Raw genomic sequence first — 17,077 nt, forward strand, 5'->3', positions numbered from 1 at the left:
TATTTTATCAACCTCACCTAAATAAAAGACCAGTTAACTGTGAACTGGTCTTCTTCCGGTTTATTGAACATCCTTAAAACTGTATCCGTATTTGTTTATTTGCTCTTCAAATTTTTCTTCCAATGATTTCCGCACATCCTGCGGCAATTCACGCCATTGCTTGAAATATTTATCGTTTGTGTTGGATTTCACATTCAATGTAATGTCGTCTGCATTAAACCGGACCAGTTCAGAAATATCACCCATGAACTTTTCAGGATCTGCAACCAGGTCTTCATACTTGATGGTCATGACATTTTTTAGATATGGAATGTCCTGTTCAGCCTGTCTATGGCATTCAACCCAGTGTTCCAAAAGCCTTTCTAATTCAAAGGTTTTTTTAGAAAAGGAGTCCGTTGCAAATGAAACTGCAACAGGATGTCTTTTTATAATAATAAAATACGACTCAGGAAACATCTCCTGAAGAAAACGGGTTCTGATGATATTGGGTGGGGATTTTTCCAACAATATATCCTTGGACAAATCCCAATGCTTACCCCATTCCGAAAGCAGCTGTTCCTTATTTTCAGGTGTAATCAATTCTGATGTTTCGTCCAAACGTGCCTTTTTGTTAAATGCAAAATTGCCGGTTCCCCCGACTTTTTTAGCGGACGGGTACACGGATTGCAGATGCTGTCCTTCATCTCTGGGCACGCCCGTTCCACTAAAACCACTAATCTGATCCTGCTCGCGAAGCAACTTAAAAAGTATTGTTGTTCCGCTCCGATGCAATCCGCAGATAAATACAAACTTTTTTGAATCCATGATAATTCCCTCATTTCTTCAACGTACTCGATTTATATGAAGCAAGTATGAAAGGCGGACCAAGCAAACTTCTATTAAACCATCCTGTTCATTACCTTATATATATTCAACTGCACTGCGAGAATTTTGACTGTCTGGCTAAAAAAACACCTCCGTTTCGGGAATAACTCGTATCGATTATGAATTATAACCGTTCGGATTCTTCTCCTGCCAATTCCATGCATCCTTGCACATATCGTAAATTCCTTTTTCGGCCTGCCAGCCAAGCTGCTTAAGCGCTTTGGAAGGGTCAGCATAACATGTTGCAATATCTCCAGGTCTTCGTTTCGCAATTTCATATGGAATGTTTTTTCCAGAAGCTTTTTCAAATGCTTCAACAACTTCCAACACACTATAACCGCGACCGGTTCCAAGGTTAAAGATTTCAAGTCCATTATTATTTTCAATTTGTTCCAATGCTTTCAAATGACCTTTTGCCAAATCAACTACATGAATATAATCCCTGACACCCGTACCGTCCGGTGTATCATAATCATTGCCAAACACTTTTAATTCATCGAGCTTGCCAACCGCCACCTGTGTAATAAACGGCATTAGATTGTTTGGAATACCGTTTGGATCTTCTCCGATTTTACTGCTGGAATGTGCACCAACCGGGTTAAAATATCGAAGAAGTGAAATGTTCCAGTTGTCACTAACAGCCGCTACATCCATCAGCATTTTTTCAATCATCAGCTTTGTTCGTCCATATGGATTATGAGCGGCTGTCGGGAATGACTCCTGAATCGGATTTGTATCTGGATTCCCATACACAGTTGCGGAAGAACTAAAAATTAAATTATAAACACTGTTTTCTTCCATCACTTCACATAGGTTAATCGTACTTATTAGATTGTTTTTATAGTATTTCAGCGGTTTCTCCACAGATTCACCAACAGCTTTATATCCGGCGAAGTGAATCACTGCATCAATGGTATTTTCCTTAAATATCCGGTCAAGTTCCTTTTTATTCAACAGATCTATACCATACAGTTTTACTTCATTACTGGTAATGTCTTTAATTCGATCGAGCACGAGTTGGTTACTGTTACTCATATTATCGGCGATTATGACATCATGGCCAGCGTTCAGCAGTTCAATTGTTGTATGGCTTCCAATATACCCTGTTCCACCTGTTACAAGAATGTTCATTAAAATACACTCCCCATAAAATAATTTTATTTAGAACTTACGGCTAGATTACTCTCCTGCTCCGCCAACCTGTCTCTCTTATATTTAAGTCGTTTCTTCCTGGACATCTTTTTGAAATTCTTAATGAATTCCTCATATTTCGGCATAACTTCTTCCACCGGTCCAAATTCCTTCACCATGCCATACTCCAGCCAAAGGATCTTCTGACAGAAACGCTTCATTTGACCAGTCGAGTGGCTGACAAAAATCATCGTTTTGCCCATTTCCTTGAATTCCATCATCTTTTCCAGACTTTTTTCCGAAAATGCCTTGTCCCCCACTGACAATGCTTCGTCAATGATCAGGACATCCGGGTTCACATTGACGGAAATCGCAAACCCTAGCCGTGACTTCATCCCGCTTGAATAGGATTTTACCGGCTGGTCGATAAATTTCTCCAGCTCGGAAAACTCGATAATCCCCGGTTCCAATTCTTCAATTTCTTTTTTGTTAAACCCGAGCATCAGCAATTTCAGTTCAATATTATCCCTGCCTGTCAGGTCCCCTTTCAGTCCTGCAGCAACCGCAATTAATGCCGAATGCCCATTCACCTGAACGGATCCGGACGTTTCTGGTACAATTCCGGCAACTATATTTGACAGGGTCGATTTTCCGGAACCATTGATCCCAATAAATCCAATTACATCACCTTTTTCAGCTTCGAAACTGACATTTTTCAATGCATAAAAATCCTCACCATAGTGTTTTGGTGTAATCAAATCCAACAGGCGCTCTTTTGTCCCGCTGTATAGTTTATATTTTTTTGAAACGTTATTTACGATAATCGCTTTTTCATTTTCCATGTTAATCTCCAAACCTTTTATAAGAAGTCAATAAAATGTCTTCTGAACTTGACATGTATTTTGGCACCAATCAAAAATAATATGATGGTCACTGCCCAGAATAACAACGTATACTCCCAGTTCGTTATAAAATACCATTCTGTACCAAATAACGCAGCACGGTATCCACTGATTAAGTAGTAAATAGGATTCAATTTCATCAATTCCGGCACAAAGTCAGGAAATCTGTCCAGAATTGAGAAGGGCCACAAAACCCCCGAAAAATACAATGCCATTCTCAGAGTTGAGCTTAAAAACATGTGCACATCCCTTATTATAGTTGAAAGTGTTGATATAATCAGTGAAAGTGCAAATATAAAACAATACGATGCAAACATAAAATAAATAAGCTGTAAATAATATATATTCACAAAATAGCCCGCAAAGTGAAAGATAATGATTACAATTCCGAGCAACATTAAATGTATATAAAAGCGTGAAAATATTGCCAGATTTGGAATAATACTCATTGGGAAATTCATTTTAGACAATAGCTTTAACCTGCTGTAAATCGATTTTGACCCATCAATTGTCGATTTAAAAAAGAAAATCCAAACAATAAAACCACCAAGAAGCCAAAAAAGGAAATTGGGTTCAACTCCCGGTGCAACATGGACATCGTCACGATCCCTTAAGGCTCCGAACACAAACCAATAAATCAACATCTGAATACCTGGATTAATCAATTCCCAGGCCATCCCCAGATAATTGGACTGGTTCCTGTTTTTCATTTCATATATCGAAAGCCTTTTGATCAAATAAAAGTGCTTGACTTGCTCTTTAATAACAGTTAACGCTGCATTCATATGCTTGTCCTCTCAACCTTCAATCATTTCTTAATCATGCTGATTACATTCATGCATTACTAAATTATACAATTTACGTTCTCAAAACACAATATTAAAAAGGGCTCATGCTTATCGTAAACACAAGCCCTCTAAATTATTTATCGAATACTTCTTCCACGGCCCTTTTGCTTGCCTGACCATCTTCCAGATAACAGAACCGTTTGTAAAATGTTTCAGTCGTTTGAGATGGTTTATAGCCGTTCACATCAATTTCTTTAATCGCGGAAATCACTTCATCCGTTGTTTTCACTAATGGACCAGGCGCCTTCTCCTCAAAATCAAAATAGAAGCCGCGCAGGTTATCACGATAATCGTCAATGTCATATACGAAAAATATCATCGGACGCTTTAAATTGGCGTAATCAAAGAATACAGACGAGTAATCGGTAATCAGCATGTCGGCAATCAGGTATAATTCCCTGATATCCTCATGAGCGGACAAGTCGTAAACAAAATCCTCAAATCCGCTTAAGTCAAGGTTTTCTGCTACCAGATAATGAAGACGAAGTGCAATGACATATTCATCTCCAAGTTCTTCTTTCATCTGTTGCAAATCAAGTTCCAGATTGAAACGGTACTTCCCTTTCGCATAAAATTGATTATCCCTCCACGTAGGAGCATAGAGAATCACCTTTTTATCAGCTGGAAGTCCCGCCGATTCTTTAATCGTTGATATGGTCGCATCATCATTTGAATTGATCAAAAAGTCATTCCGTGGATATCCAGACTCGATCATGTTTTTATCAAACTGAAATGCCCGACGGAAAATTTCCGTTGAGTAGGCATTCGGGGAAACGAGATAATCCCATTTGCTCGCTTCATTCAAGAAATTTTGTTTGTATTTAATCGTATTTGTTCCTGGCATGTGCACTTCATCCATATCAGCAGCCAGGCGTTTTAATGGTGTCCCGTGCCATGTCTGGACATATTCCGTATGATTTGGCTTCGGTATCCATAAAGGCAGTCTGCTGTTGGTCACCCAGTAACCTGCCCTTGCCATCAGCACAAGCCACTTTAGTGAAAAACGGCGGACATATTTTACATCCTTATCTTCAAAATACTTCATATGTCTGCGGTCAACACTCCAGTACATATCATAAGGCAAATTTTGTTCGAGCATGTATTCGTAGATAGCCCGCGGACTGTCACTGTACTGTTTGCCAAGGAAACTTTCGAACATGACCAGGTTTTTCCGGACCGGCAGTTTTCCGAGTAGGATAAATGCAGCTTTATACATTTTCTGCAGGGAACCGCTTCGCCTTATTTTCACCCATGATGACCGCAGCTTTCTGTAGATTTCTTTTACCAATTTATAATCAGAAGTTTGTAAGGAAAAATACTTTGACTTTTTGGTTGGTTTCGTTTTTATTCTCACTTTGCTTCCGTTAATTTTCTTGATTCTGTTCTTTGTCGGATTAGCATAATGGTTAACACGAACCCGTGTGCTGCGAATCGTATACTCTTCCCCATCTTTTTCATAAGTTAGTTCAACATAAAACTTAAAGTATTTTTTCAATCCATACATAATATAATCGGAAAAGTGAAATTCACCTTTAAAGCCGGCATGCCTTAGCATTTCTGTACCATTATATTGCTCATAAAGATCTTCTCGCAATTCTTCATCAACGTTCAGTTTAATCTCTGTATCATCCAGATTGTTCACTACAATTACATTCAAGCTTTTTACCTGATAACCCAATCCGTGGAACAACGGCGCAAAATTATAGTTCCCGGAGAATTTCAATGTCTCATTTTCAACGGTAATACTATCGAAACTGCTGAAAAGTGTATATTCATTTATCCGAAAAGAAACATTTCCCTTCCTCGAAGTAAACGGATAAAATATTTTTTCCTTTTCTTCGAGCAGAATCATATTGAACCTTAACGGGGCATAGTTACTTTTAATTCTTACCTTGGTATACTCCTCTTCCTCCTCCGCTTTACGGAACAGACATAAATCCCATATTTCATACACGGTGAAATCGGCAATATTATCATTAAATGAAAATTTTAATTCAAATAGTGTAAACTCCTCATCTTCAGATACAATAACTGATGGAACTACTACTTCTTCCTCCCCGTAACTGTGTGTTAAGGCAAAGTAGTATGCTTCCATTTTCGGGAGGTAATCATTCCGGAAAGGTACATGTATGGTATATTCATGACCGTGAACGTCTATGTTAGTAATTACTTTGTTTCTTAGCTCATTTGCCGGCATTTTGAGTGTGTACTCCTCTCAATAGCGAAAATTGTCTATTCCATATTATATATTCGTTATACTTATTTTACAAATATACATTTAGATGCATTTTATAGTACACTAGCTATGCAAACAAATACAAAAAGCTGTAGGTTACAACGATAAAACCAAATTCATTAAAAGAAAATCACAATGTATTCAGCGCTTATGAAAATGAAATTTACGTAAGACACTATCCCCGTATTGATTATTTCAACTGAAAATTCATTCTTTACCAGTGGAAACACTGAGTTCCATGGTGACGTTTTTTAAAAAAGCATTTAATGGATTATCAGTTGAATAAGCATGCTAAAATCTATATCATATTCAAAAAAGAAAACGTTTATTATTCGGATAGAATTATCCAATCGATAAACGCTTTTCGGAAAAAAGCGAAAAGTTACTCTGTATCAATCTTGAAATAGGTGTCACTGATAATCAGAAGAGCTGGACTAGCTTTCTTTTAAATGATTCAATCCAACAGTTGTGTATTTAAAAAGTTTGGTTTACTATTATAAAAAGCTACAATTAATTATTATTACTAGAAGGAGGTACTTCTGTGCGTAAACACTCTCCTGTTTTTGTATTTAATTCACTTAATGTGAAAAGAGGCGGCCTTACAAAGGCAGTCATGAGAAGAGCCAATATGTTGAGTAATCATTATGGTGATGTTCAAATATTGACACTTCTTTATCAACGAGTCCATAGAAGAAACATACATGAATTGCGAAAGTTAGGTCAACTGAACAAGAAGGTCACCGTTAAAAATTGCTTTACCGACCTAAATCCATTCAAAAATGAAAAACCTAATTCAAAGTATGCTGCCAATCCAAAAGTTAAAGAAAAAGGTTTGGTAGAAATTAATGATGGTTCTGCTTATCGCTACTATAAGGACGGGCTGTACATCAAATATAAAAAATTTGAATCCAACGGCCAGGTTTCTTTTATCGATTACATGAATGAAAGCCGCCATCGCACTTGTCGGGAAGAATATGATGAGAAAGGCTACTTAGTAAGAATTCGTCATTATGATCTTACAAAAAATAAACCGCGGATAGATCGCTATTTCAGCCGCAGTGGTAAATGCTTTCTGACAACATGGGTGAATCCAGACTCGGAACAAGTTGGTCGCTGTCTGCTTTTTTACCCAAAGCCTGTGGAATTTGCTAATTTAACTGAGCTATATAGTTACTGGGTAAATCAGAAGCTTGCGAATATCAAAAAGCCTGCACTAATGTCCGACTCAAGGTTTTCGCCAACTGATAAAATATTGTTGAACATTCCATCCGAAAAGGCAAAAAGAATTGCAATTCTGCATAATAACCATTTCAAAAAACCTTATACAAAGGATTCAGACATCCGAGGTAGCTGGCAAACTCTACTGGATAATCATAATAAATTTGATCGTGTAGTGTTTCTTACACATGAGCAGAAAGAAGATATTACAGAACGGTTTGGGAATTCTGGTGGGTTTCGTGTCATTCCCCACGAGGCCAAAAGTCCGTACGCGAAACGATCTTCGACTAAAGTCAATCCACATTTAGCGGTAATGATGTCCCGTTATAATTCCCAGAAACGTTTGGATGAGGCAGTCCGTGCTTTTACTCATGTAGTCGCGGAAATTCCTGACGCAAGGCTGGAAATATACGGATCTGGCGATGAAGAGAAAAAATTGAAAAAGCTGATTCATAAGCTCAACATGGAGAGCAACATAAAATTAATGGGGTTCACTAATGACCCAACTGCGACATATCAAAGTGCTGCATGCACTGTGTTATCATCAGATTATGAAGGTTCACCTCTTGTTTTTAATGAATCCATGGCAGCAGGAACACCAATAGTAACATATGATTTCAAGTATGGCCCGAAGGATGTTATTCGCAATGGTATCGATGGTTTCGTCGTTCCAAGAGGTCATCAAAAAGCACTTGCCGACAAAATCGTGAAGATTATGGAAGATCCCACTGTTCGTGCTAAATTGTCAGAAGGTGCTGTGGAAATCGTTGAGCGATTTAGCTATGAAAAATATACGGATAACTGGCTGAATCTATTCCGTGAATTAGACAAAGCAGATTAATGTCGTACATTGCTTTTTGTACTAAGACATTAACCTTCAAAAATTTAAATTTGAAAAATCCAATATACAGGAAACCTTTCACTGATCTTTTTAGCCAGATATTTAATAAAAGGAATGATTAATGTGCGCAAAAAACAGAGTAGTTTATGGAAAATAATTGGATGGATAATCGGAATCACTGCCTGTATTTACGGAGTTATTAAAACAATTAAAAAGAAGAAACCGGTAAATAAGGCGGTTATAGTGTTGGGATCAGGACGCTCCGGAACTTCGGTGCTGGCACGGGCTATAGACTTTCTCGGTGTTGATTTGGGCACCGATTTCATTCAGACGAACAACACAAATCCGAAAGGCTTTTTTGAGAATAAAAAAATCGTACAAACCCATAAAAGTATCCATGTCGGCAAGAGGCCTTTCTTCGAAGGTTGGAACCACAGTGAAAAAGTCCAGTCATATAAGCAAGAATTAAAGGAATATATTCAAGAAAATTTTCTTGATAAAGAAATCTGGGGGTGGAAGGATCCACGTAACAATGAATTCCTTGAGATGTGGCAGGATATTTTGAAGGATCTCAACATTGAACCCCATTATTTAATCATCATTCGGAATCCCGTAGATGTAATATCCTCTTACAAAAGAGCCTATAACCGGGATGAAACATGGGCAAAACTGCAATGGCAATTACGTACATTGCTTGCCCTACGCAACACAAACGGTGGTAAACGAGTTATCGTTGAGTATGAGGAGCTTTTTGACGACAGTTTGAATTGTATGCACAAGATTTCCCAAAATCTGCAGTTGCCGTGGCCGAAGGATGAAATGAAATTGAAAAGAAATCTGGATGAGTTTATTGATCCAAACCTGCAGACAAGCAACAGTAAAACAAATGTTGAGAACTTCAAAAAACGCGTAGACGTGGCGCAAGATGTAAAAGACCTTTATTTGCTTTGCCTGGAGGGATCCCGTTCCCATAATTATTTACAATCCAGGGAGTTTCATAATAGGGTTGAAAAACTGTACCAATCTTATTTAAATGACCATGGAAAATTGAAAAGAATGCCACCAAAAAAATAACCCTTTAATATTACAGGAATTTAAAGGACGAATAGAAGGGTTTCCAGTACAGGTACATGACTTTGTAAAATAACCTGGGTATGCATGATTTACCCAGGTTATTTCTTTTGTTATATTTGGTATCTTAACTTTGAATATTGACACTGTTTTTACAAAAGTGCCAATGTATTTTATTCATGTGTATTTTATGCATATGCATACTCCCAAGATACCGGTGAGTTTTTGATCAGGAAGCCACAACTCTCAGCAATAAGTATCATTAGAAGTGCACCAAAGCAAACCTATATTGTCCGGAGACGTCCATCCAAGTTGTCGGCCGTATGAATGTGCCTCAGCCGGTCAAAGGATCCGGGCAAAATCGCCCATACCCAAGTGTAGACTTAGTAATCTTTCAGCGTATGTCGTTCTTCCATGCTGAGAGTCTCCTTTTTACGCCCAATTTCAAAAAAATATAAAGTATCAAACACACCTCTAAAAATAATATTTTTCATTTAATGGCTCGATATCCGTAGTAATATAAGTGAGAGATTAAGTTTAGCTTCTTTATAAACAAAAACAAGATGTGACGGGCACACATCTTGTTTTTGTTAAGGACGTACATTCTCTTTTTGTTTCGAAAGTTTCTCATGAAGCTGATTCAGATACTCTATTAACGATTCGCGCAAATCCTCCCTTGTTAAGGCGATTTCGAGTGTTGTTTCAATGAATCCCAACTGCTCCCCTACATCGTAGCGGTTTCCTTTTATTTCAAGTGCGAATACACGTTGAATCTTATTCAATTCCTGTATAGCGTCTGTTAATTGAATTTCACCACCTGCACCAATCTTCTGATCCTCCAGAAAGTCAAAAACTTCTGGTGTTAAAATATACCTACCTATAATAGCAAGATCAGAAGGCGCAGTTCCCTTCTCCGGTTTCTCCACAAAACTTTTTACCTGATGAAGTTTATCAAATTTCTCCAACGGATCAATTATGCCATATCGGTGTGTTTCCGTCTCAGGAACTTTTTTCACGCCAATAATAGAAGAGTTTGTCTTATCATAATGCTGAATAAGTTGGCTTAGACCGGGTTGATTACTTTGAATAATATCATCGCCAAGCAAGACAGCAAACGGTTCATCACCAATAAATTTACGGGCACACCAAATAGCATGGCCAAGTCCTTTTGGTTCCTTTTGTCTTATATAATGAATATCAATTTTAGCAGTCCTTTTTATTTTTTCCAGCAGCTCAAACTTTTCTTTCCGTACTAAATTCTCCTCAAGCTCAAAGGAATTATCAAAGTGATCTTCAATTGCACGTTTCCCTTTGCCAGTCACTATAATAATGTCTTCAATACCTGAATCAATTGCTTCATCCACAATATATTCAATTGTCGGCCTGTCCACTATTGGCAACATTTCTTTTGGCATTGCCTTTGTGGCTGGAAGGAATCTTGTTCCTAATCCTGCTGCGGGTATAATCGCTTTCTTTACTTGTGGCATTTGCTAACCTCCAAAAAAATAAATAACGTACATAGTATTTGTAAATGCCGTTAAGCATCTGTATTTAATAACAATATAATGGAGAAATAATATCAAAATTCATGTTACCATAGATGGTGATAAATTTCCAAGAAACCTTTAACAGCTGTTATTTTAGTTGATTTTTAGTTGATGCGCTGGCACCAAAGCTTAATACCCACTGACCAGGGATGTGAGCTTTATCGCATAGTCTTTTCATATTTCTATCAGAAGATAAGTTATTATATCCTTGGACTTTACCCAGCGTGTAACACCGTTTATTTTAATTGAGAGGACAGTTAATCATTTATAATACTGTATCGGGAGATTTGGTAGATATCGATCTACAAGAATTTTATTCCCTTCCAGGTACCGATTCTTCAACGAGTTTTGCAAATCTTCCGTCAGTTCAAATTGTTTATAATGTAACCTAAAGCTTAAATCGTTTTGTAATAGCCTTCTTGGTGAAACTTTACCGAATTTGGGAATATGGAAGTATGGCATAATTCCATTTGGGTTTGCACGATTTTTAAATAAACGATTTAATTTTTTTGCAATTGCCAACTGGCTCGTTCCATAACTTTTATTTCGGCTGACATTTTTGTACTTAGGAACTTTTGACTCACCCATATAATTTAATATCTTTAGCATTTCCTCTGAAAAATTCTCCTTAAAATATTCATATATCATTATATACGTGTGATCCTCTCCGAATAGATTGTACACTTCCTGTATAAATTGATGGTATTGAAAATTATCAATTGCTCCATTTCTCACAAGCCTATCTTTTAAGAAATCTTCTGGTTCAATCACACCACCCATGTGAATAAATTGAACATATAGTGAGGTTAATAATGCCACCTGTTCCCGAATTCCAAAAATAATATGGACATCAAACTCCGATTCAGGAAATATTCTGCGCAAGTCTTTGAGTATGCCCAATTGTGGCTTCCTTTTGATAGCTGACAATGGTGTCCCGGACAACCCTTCAAATGACATCAACATCGGCTTTCCATTATTAAAACTTTTAAAATAATACATCAGATTTTCAGTTTCTAAATTGGAAAGTTTTTTTCTATATCTAATCTTACTGAGTTCTTTCTTAATCTGTCCTGTTTTTATGTAGTTAACTTGTTTCAGCTTTGGAAAAATAGACCGCTGCATAAAAGATGTAGCCGTTTTATGAAAGCCAATATGTAAATATAATGATTGCATGCGAAACTCCTTTTTCATTGGATATTACAACTGAGTTATTATTGAAACAACATTCTAACAAAACAAACTGGTAATCACAATTAATAGTAACAATAAGTCGTATACAATTATTGAGAGTTTATCCTAGAGATAGATGAATCACAAAATAAAAATTATAGCTTTAACAGAGTAAATAACGTTACCGTTGATTGAAATAATTAAGTCTTTATTAGTTGACATTCAAAAGGCTTATACTATATGAAGGAGAGGAGTAATGAAAAGGCATGATTAAGTAGTTAAAAAACACTTGAACCGATTAAATTAATTGTATTACATGAGTATTTGGAGAGCATTTTTTTAAATCACAGAACAAAGAAAAAATATTATAGTAAATTTTGCGAAGTATTAGCCACATCAAAAAAACTAAGATATAATATGTTTCGATATGGCTATCTGAGTTAGCTTTTACATTTTAAATAAAATGGCAAAATAGGGTCCCAAGAAAGAGGTATTAAATTTGCAAATGGAAAGTAAATCACAAAAGATGAAATTAAAGAAAATAAAAGATAATGTTAGTTTCAAGTTTAAAAAAAGAATTTTAATTGGATTTGGACGTCTATATAAGGATAAGGGACAATATTCTGTTGCAGAAATATTTTACACAAAGGCATTGGGGACAAACAATCTTGATTTAAACCCTTCACAATATTACGAGTATGGCTATGTATTATACAAGGTAAACAAGTTCAACCAAGCACTTGAGCAAATTAAAAACGCCATCGATGCTAGCACAGAGGAAGATGACAACAGGAAGTTCGTGGATTTTCGTGCAAAAATTTATTATAAGTATGCTCAAAAATTGTTCAATGATAAAAAATTCAAACAGGCACTAGAACAAATTAAAAACGCCATCAATACTAAGACAGATGATGATAGTAATAAGGAATTCACAGATTTCCATGAATTAATTTATTTCAAGTATACACGAAAACTATTCGAAGAAAAAAAATTCTTGCAAGCACTCGAACTTATTGACTACGTACTTGGTACAACTAATAAAAATAATAAAGCTAAATATCTATCTTTGCGCGGGGAAATTAATATACAGCTGAAACGATTTGTCGAATCTGAAGACAATCTTCGCCAGTCCATAGAACTGAATCCAGAAAAAGCATCTACACATTACATATTAGGTGTTGCCTTGGTACTTCAGAAAAAGTGGTATAAAGCCAAAGAAAGTTTAATGATAGCGAAAGAACTTGGTTTCACTACAGCTAAATTCTACATTCGATTGGGTCAAACAAATTTTGAATTAGACAGGTTTGCCGATGCTGCCGAAGCCTATCAACAGGCATCCAATATGTGGGAACGCAAAATTGAACCCATAATTACTTTCTCAGAAGTCCATTATAAGGCTGGGTTATCGTTTGAACGAATGGGTAATCTAAAAGAAAGTCAGTATTTTTACGATAGGGCGATAGCGCACGATAAAAAATATAATAGTGAACAATTAGGGATTGGAGTTTTTCATCATTCATATAATCAATACGACTTGGCGATAAAGTCATACAATCAAATAGAAAAAGCAGAACCATTGTTCAGGTTAGCAATGCTATATGAAAAACTTGGTGATAGAGAAAAAGCAATTTCTTCATATAAAAGAGCTTTAAGCTTGGATCAAACAAGGTCAAAATATCATTTTAGAATAGCTGTGTGTTATGAAACCACCGGAAACTTCAAAGATGCGGTAGTTTACTACAAACAGGCAATTGCCCGGAGTAGTAATTATAATCATCAGTGGTACCTAAAATTACTGAACGCATTGCATAAAAGCGGTGATACAAAGGAATACGAACATGTCTTATACGATGCCAATTTAATAGTAGATTATGTGAACAATGTTTACCGTAGCGGCAACAATAAGATGCCAAGAAGAATGCGCTACAATATTTTTTATGAAAAACTGCAGCTAGCTGAAAAAACAGTACTGTTTGAAAGTATGGCGGGTACCAGAGTATCCGGAAATCCACTAGCTATATTTAAGTATATGTTAGAAGATGACAGGTTCAAAGATTATACATTTATCTGGACCGTAAATAACTATGATATTGTACCAGATAAATATAAAAGTTTGACAAACGTTCTATTTATCACTCGGTACACAGACATGTATTACAGATATTTAGCTACAGCCAGCATATTAATTAACGACACTGCATTTCCTTATTTCTTTATATTGAAAGATGGACAACGATATCTAAACACTTGGCACGGAACCCCGTTGAAAACCTTGGGCTATGACGTTAAAGTTTCAAAAATGGACTATGTAAATGGTACACGTAATTTTTTACAAGCTACACATTTGCTTGTACCTAATCTGTACACATATGAACACCAGCTCATACCGCATCAGGTTGCATCAATTTATCCGGGTGAGTTAGCTATTACCGGTTACCCAAGAATAGATTTAACATTTAAAACTATGAAAGATCCAAATTTATTAAAAGATAAACTTGGTATTAACAACGGCAAAAAAGTAGTTCTATATGCACCTACTTGGCGTGGTGAGCTTTCAAAGAAAACGTTCGATGTTCAGAAGTTGATAAGCGACTTAAAAAAACTCAGTTATCTTGATGTCAATGTAATTTTTCAGGGACACCCAGTTGCTGAAAACCTTTTACAGGACATTAAGATACCAAATATTATTGGAGTCCCAAACAAATTTGATATCAATGAAGTTTTAGGAATTGCTGATGTGCTCATAACTGATTATTCCAGTGTATTCTTCGATTTTCTTGTAACCGGGAAACCAATTATTCACTATGTATATGACTATGAAGAATATACAAAGACAAGGGGTTTATATTTAAATCTGAAGGAGTTACCTGGGGAAGTTGTTCAATCAAGCGATCAAATGATTGCCTCTGTACAAGACCTTTTATTGACATCCTTTCAACCAACTAATAAATATCTTGAAGCAAAAGCTAAATATGTTATGAAGGATGATGGTAATGTGTCTAAGCGGGTAATTGATTGGTTTTTATTTGATAAAACTACCGTGGACATCATCGATAAAGATACTACCAAGGAAAAAATACTGTTCTATGCGGGTAGCTTTCAGCCAAATGGAATTACTTCAGCATTTATTAGTCTAGTAAATAGTATAGACAAGAAACAATACGACATAACGGTTACTTTGTCAGATTCAATTATTAATTATCCAGAACGGCTGAAATTATTAAATAAAATAAACGACGATGTTAATATAATACCTAAAAAAGGGCCTATGACCATGAGTGATGAAGGTACCTTTATTAGGAACTTGAAAAATACAGAGTATGCAAAGGATAAAATTATTCATAATAATATCGTGGAATATCAGCGGGAATACTTTCGCCTATTTGGCAGCGTGAAATTTGATTATATTGTTAATTTTAGCGGCTATTCTTTATTTTATAGTAATTTATTGGCCAACATTCCCCATCAAGATAGCAAGAATGTGATATACGCACATAGTGATATGTATAATGAGCATACAAACAAGTATCCGGAGATCCGAGAAATATTCAGACTTTATAAGCAATATAATAAGATTATTTCTGTTTCCAAATCTATTTCAGAAGTGAATAAACATAATTTAAGCAAAGCCTTCAGTATACCAAAATCAAAATTTGATTATATTGAAAATGTACAGAACCCAACAAGTGTCATAGAAAAATCCGCATTACCTCTTGAGAATCAGTCAGACGAAGGGTTATTTTCAAAAGACACTACAGTATTTATAACAATCGGTCGACTTTCGGGTGAAAAGGGTCAGGAAAAATTAATTCGTGCATTTGCAGAGGTTCAAGAGGATAACCAAAACTCTCAACTGCTAATACTTGGAAACGGGCCTCTAAAGTCCAAGCTGTTGTCGCTCATTAATGAACTTTATCTACAAAAGTCAGTTCATTTGATTGGTTATAAGGATAATCCATATCCATACCTTAAGCGCTCTGACTGTTTTATCTTCCCCTCTAACTACGAAGGTCAAGGCTTAGTTCTTTTTGAAGCCTTAACCCTGGGTAAGACTATCATTGCAACTGATATAGTAACAAACAAAGAAGTACTAGAGGGTGGATACGGCAAATTGTGTGAAAACAGCATTGAGGGGTTAAAAAGGGCTATGAATGACTATCTGGCTGGTAAAATAACTGTTAAAAAATTTGATATAAATGCATATAACGATCGTGCATTAGAAATGTTTTACAATAAGGTACTTAATGTGAATGAAGAGTAGCTACTGTAAATCCGTATGTCTAATCGACAAGTAGAGTTTTTGGGAAAATAGCCGAACTGTCTTACAGTGTCCGACTAACACCTGAAGTAGTTGCGTTTATACCTTAATATTTTATTAGTTTTTTGTAATAACTGGGGGTGGTCCTTTGAAACGATTAGTAATACTTTTTTTATTAATTATACTGTTGGTTGGTTGTCTAAGTCGTAAAGAGTCAGTAACTGGAAATCCATGGACGAAATACCAACTGATTGCGCACGCGGGAGGCGGAATAAACAATCACAAATATACCAATAGTAAGGAGGCATTTTTAAATAGCTATAAAAATGGATTCAGACTGTTTGAGTTTGATTTATCCCTTACAAGTGACAATAAATTAGTGGCTCGACATGGATGGGATAAATCTTATGGACAAGAACTGGGAATCCTAAGTGAAGCATCAACATATAATGAGTTCATGAATAGTACATACTATAATAAATATACGCCAATGAGTTTCAACATGGTATTAGAATTATTGAAAGAGTATCCGGATATTTATGTAATACTTGATGGAAAAGTAGAATCTCCCGAGGATACTAAAGTGCTTTATAAGAAAATAAATGAAACAACTGAAAAATTAAATAAAAACACTTTAAAAAGAATTATTCCACAATTTTTTTATACAGAAGATGTGAAGACAATACGAAAGCATGGTTTTAAAGATTTATTGTACGTTGTTGGTCGTGAAAAATACACTCCAGACTCTTTGACAGAATTCTGCCTTAAGAATAGCATTGACGCGGTTAGTCTTTCCAAAAGCAGAACCAAACAGAAGCTTATTGACAAATTAAATAAAGAGAATATTAAAATATATATGTACACCCTAAACAGCACTAACACAATGAACAAATACTTGGATAAAGGAGTGGACGGGTTTTTCTCTGACTTCGTAACACCAGAAAAGTTTAAGAAAGAATAAAATGGCTGCCCGGTTAAGGGCAGCCATTTT

Annotated in this window: 11 protein-coding genes; 4 read left to right on the top strand and 7 right to left on the bottom strand. The window is 36.0% G+C overall.

Features of this window, described 5'->3' with window-relative positions; genetic code table 11:
* Positions 1–60 precede the first annotated feature (60 nt).
* From ABD010_RS11375 to ABD010_RS11395, 5 genes are all read right to left on the bottom strand, one after another.
* Positions 61–804 carry a sulfotransferase family protein gene (locus ABD010_RS11375; protein WP_343813103.1) on the bottom strand — a complete coding sequence of 248 codons (744 nt, stop codon included), beginning with the start codon at positions 802–804 and terminating at the stop codon, positions 61–63.
* 177 nt (positions 805–981) lie between these two features.
* Positions 982–1,995: a UDP-glucose 4-epimerase GalE gene (gene galE / locus ABD010_RS11380; RefSeq protein WP_343813105.1), complete on the bottom strand. Its 1,014-nt coding sequence runs from the start codon at positions 1,993–1,995 to the stop codon at positions 982–984.
* A 26-nt stretch (positions 1,996–2,021) separates the two neighbouring features.
* Positions 2,022–2,837: a teichoic acids export ABC transporter ATP-binding subunit TagH gene (gene tagH, locus ABD010_RS11385; RefSeq protein ID WP_343813107.1), complete on the bottom strand. Its 816-nt coding sequence runs from the start codon at positions 2,835–2,837 to the stop codon at positions 2,022–2,024.
* Between the two features lie 17 nt (positions 2,838–2,854).
* Complete coding sequence (locus ABD010_RS11390; protein WP_343813109.1) at positions 2,855–3,682, bottom strand: ABC transporter permease; 828 nt, start codon at positions 3,680–3,682, stop codon at positions 2,855–2,857.
* Between the two features lie 136 nt (positions 3,683–3,818).
* Positions 3,819–5,942, bottom strand: a complete 2,124-nt coding sequence (locus tag ABD010_RS11395; RefSeq protein WP_343813110.1) for a CDP-glycerol glycerophosphotransferase family protein — start codon at positions 5,940–5,942, stop codon at positions 3,819–3,821.
* A 580-nt stretch (positions 5,943–6,522) separates the two neighbouring features.
* Between ABD010_RS11395 and ABD010_RS11400 the strand changes: the two genes are divergently transcribed.
* Together ABD010_RS11400 and ABD010_RS11405 are read left to right on the top strand one after the other, a co-directional pair.
* Positions 6,523–8,040 carry a glycosyltransferase gene (locus ABD010_RS11400; protein ID WP_343813112.1) on the top strand — a complete coding sequence of 506 codons (1,518 nt, stop codon included), beginning with the start codon at positions 6,523–6,525 and terminating at the stop codon, positions 8,038–8,040.
* A 123-nt stretch (positions 8,041–8,163) separates the two neighbouring features.
* Positions 8,164–9,114, top strand: a complete 951-nt coding sequence (locus ABD010_RS11405; protein WP_343813114.1) for a sulfotransferase family protein — start codon at positions 8,164–8,166, stop codon at positions 9,112–9,114.
* A 587-nt stretch (positions 9,115–9,701) separates the two neighbouring features.
* On the opposite strand, the gene galU is transcribed toward ABD010_RS11405, so the two are convergent.
* On the bottom strand, positions 9,702–10,598 hold the full coding sequence (galU, locus tag ABD010_RS11410; RefSeq protein ID WP_343813116.1) for a UTP--glucose-1-phosphate uridylyltransferase GalU: 897 nt from the start codon (positions 10,596–10,598) through the stop codon (positions 9,702–9,704).
* Positions 10,599–10,919: 321 nt separating this feature from the next.
* Positions 10,920–11,831, bottom strand: coding sequence for a hypothetical protein (locus ABD010_RS11415; protein WP_343813118.1), 912 nt, complete (start codon positions 11,829–11,831; stop codon positions 10,920–10,922).
* Positions 11,832–12,333: 502 nt separating this feature from the next.
* Here ABD010_RS11415 and ABD010_RS11420 point away from each other — a divergent pair.
* Both ABD010_RS11420 and ABD010_RS11425 read left to right on the top strand, forming a co-directional pair.
* A complete protein-coding gene (locus ABD010_RS11420) occupies positions 12,334–16,089 on the top strand; it encodes a CDP-glycerol glycerophosphotransferase family protein (RefSeq protein ID WP_343813393.1) in 3,756 nt (1,251 codons plus the stop codon).
* Between the two features lie 145 nt (positions 16,090–16,234).
* Positions 16,235–17,047, top strand: coding sequence for a phosphatidylinositol-specific phospholipase C/glycerophosphodiester phosphodiesterase family protein (locus ABD010_RS11425; protein ID WP_343813120.1), 813 nt, complete (start codon positions 16,235–16,237; stop codon positions 17,045–17,047).
* Positions 17,048–17,077: the final 30 nt, after the last annotated feature.

Origin of the sequence: Virgibacillus siamensis (genome assembly GCF_039522605.1) — a bacterium.
GTDB classification, from domain to species: Bacteria; Bacillota; Bacilli; order Bacillales; family Amphibacillaceae; genus Lentibacillus; species Lentibacillus siamensis.

What these genes read in the sequence shown, in the direction of transcription:
- ABD010_RS11375 (WP_343813103.1), bottom strand. Translation starts at nt 804, where the DNA reads ATGGATTCAAAAAAGTTTGTATTTATCTGCGGATTGCATCGGAGCGGA.
- galE (WP_343813105.1), bottom strand. Translation starts at nt 1,995, where the DNA reads ATGAACATTCTTGTAACAGGTGGAACAGGGTATATTGGAAGCCATACA.
- tagH (WP_343813107.1), bottom strand. Translation starts at nt 2,837, where the DNA reads ATGGAAAATGAAAAAGCGATTATCGTAAATAACGTTTCAAAAAAATAT.
- ABD010_RS11390 (WP_343813109.1), bottom strand. Translation starts at nt 3,682, where the DNA reads ATGAATGCAGCGTTAACTGTTATTAAAGAGCAAGTCAAGCACTTTTAT.
- ABD010_RS11395 (WP_343813110.1), bottom strand. Translation starts at nt 5,942, where the DNA reads ATGCCGGCAAATGAGCTAAGAAACAAAGTAATTACTAACATAGACGTT.
- galU (WP_343813116.1), bottom strand. Translation starts at nt 10,598, where the DNA reads ATGCCACAAGTAAAGAAAGCGATTATACCCGCAGCAGGATTAGGAACA.
- ABD010_RS11415 (WP_343813118.1), bottom strand. Translation starts at nt 11,831, where the DNA reads ATGCAATCATTATATTTACATATTGGCTTTCATAAAACGGCTACATCT.
- ABD010_RS11420 (WP_343813393.1), top strand. Translation starts at nt 12,334, where the DNA reads ATGGAAAGTAAATCACAAAAGATGAAATTAAAGAAAATAAAAGATAAT.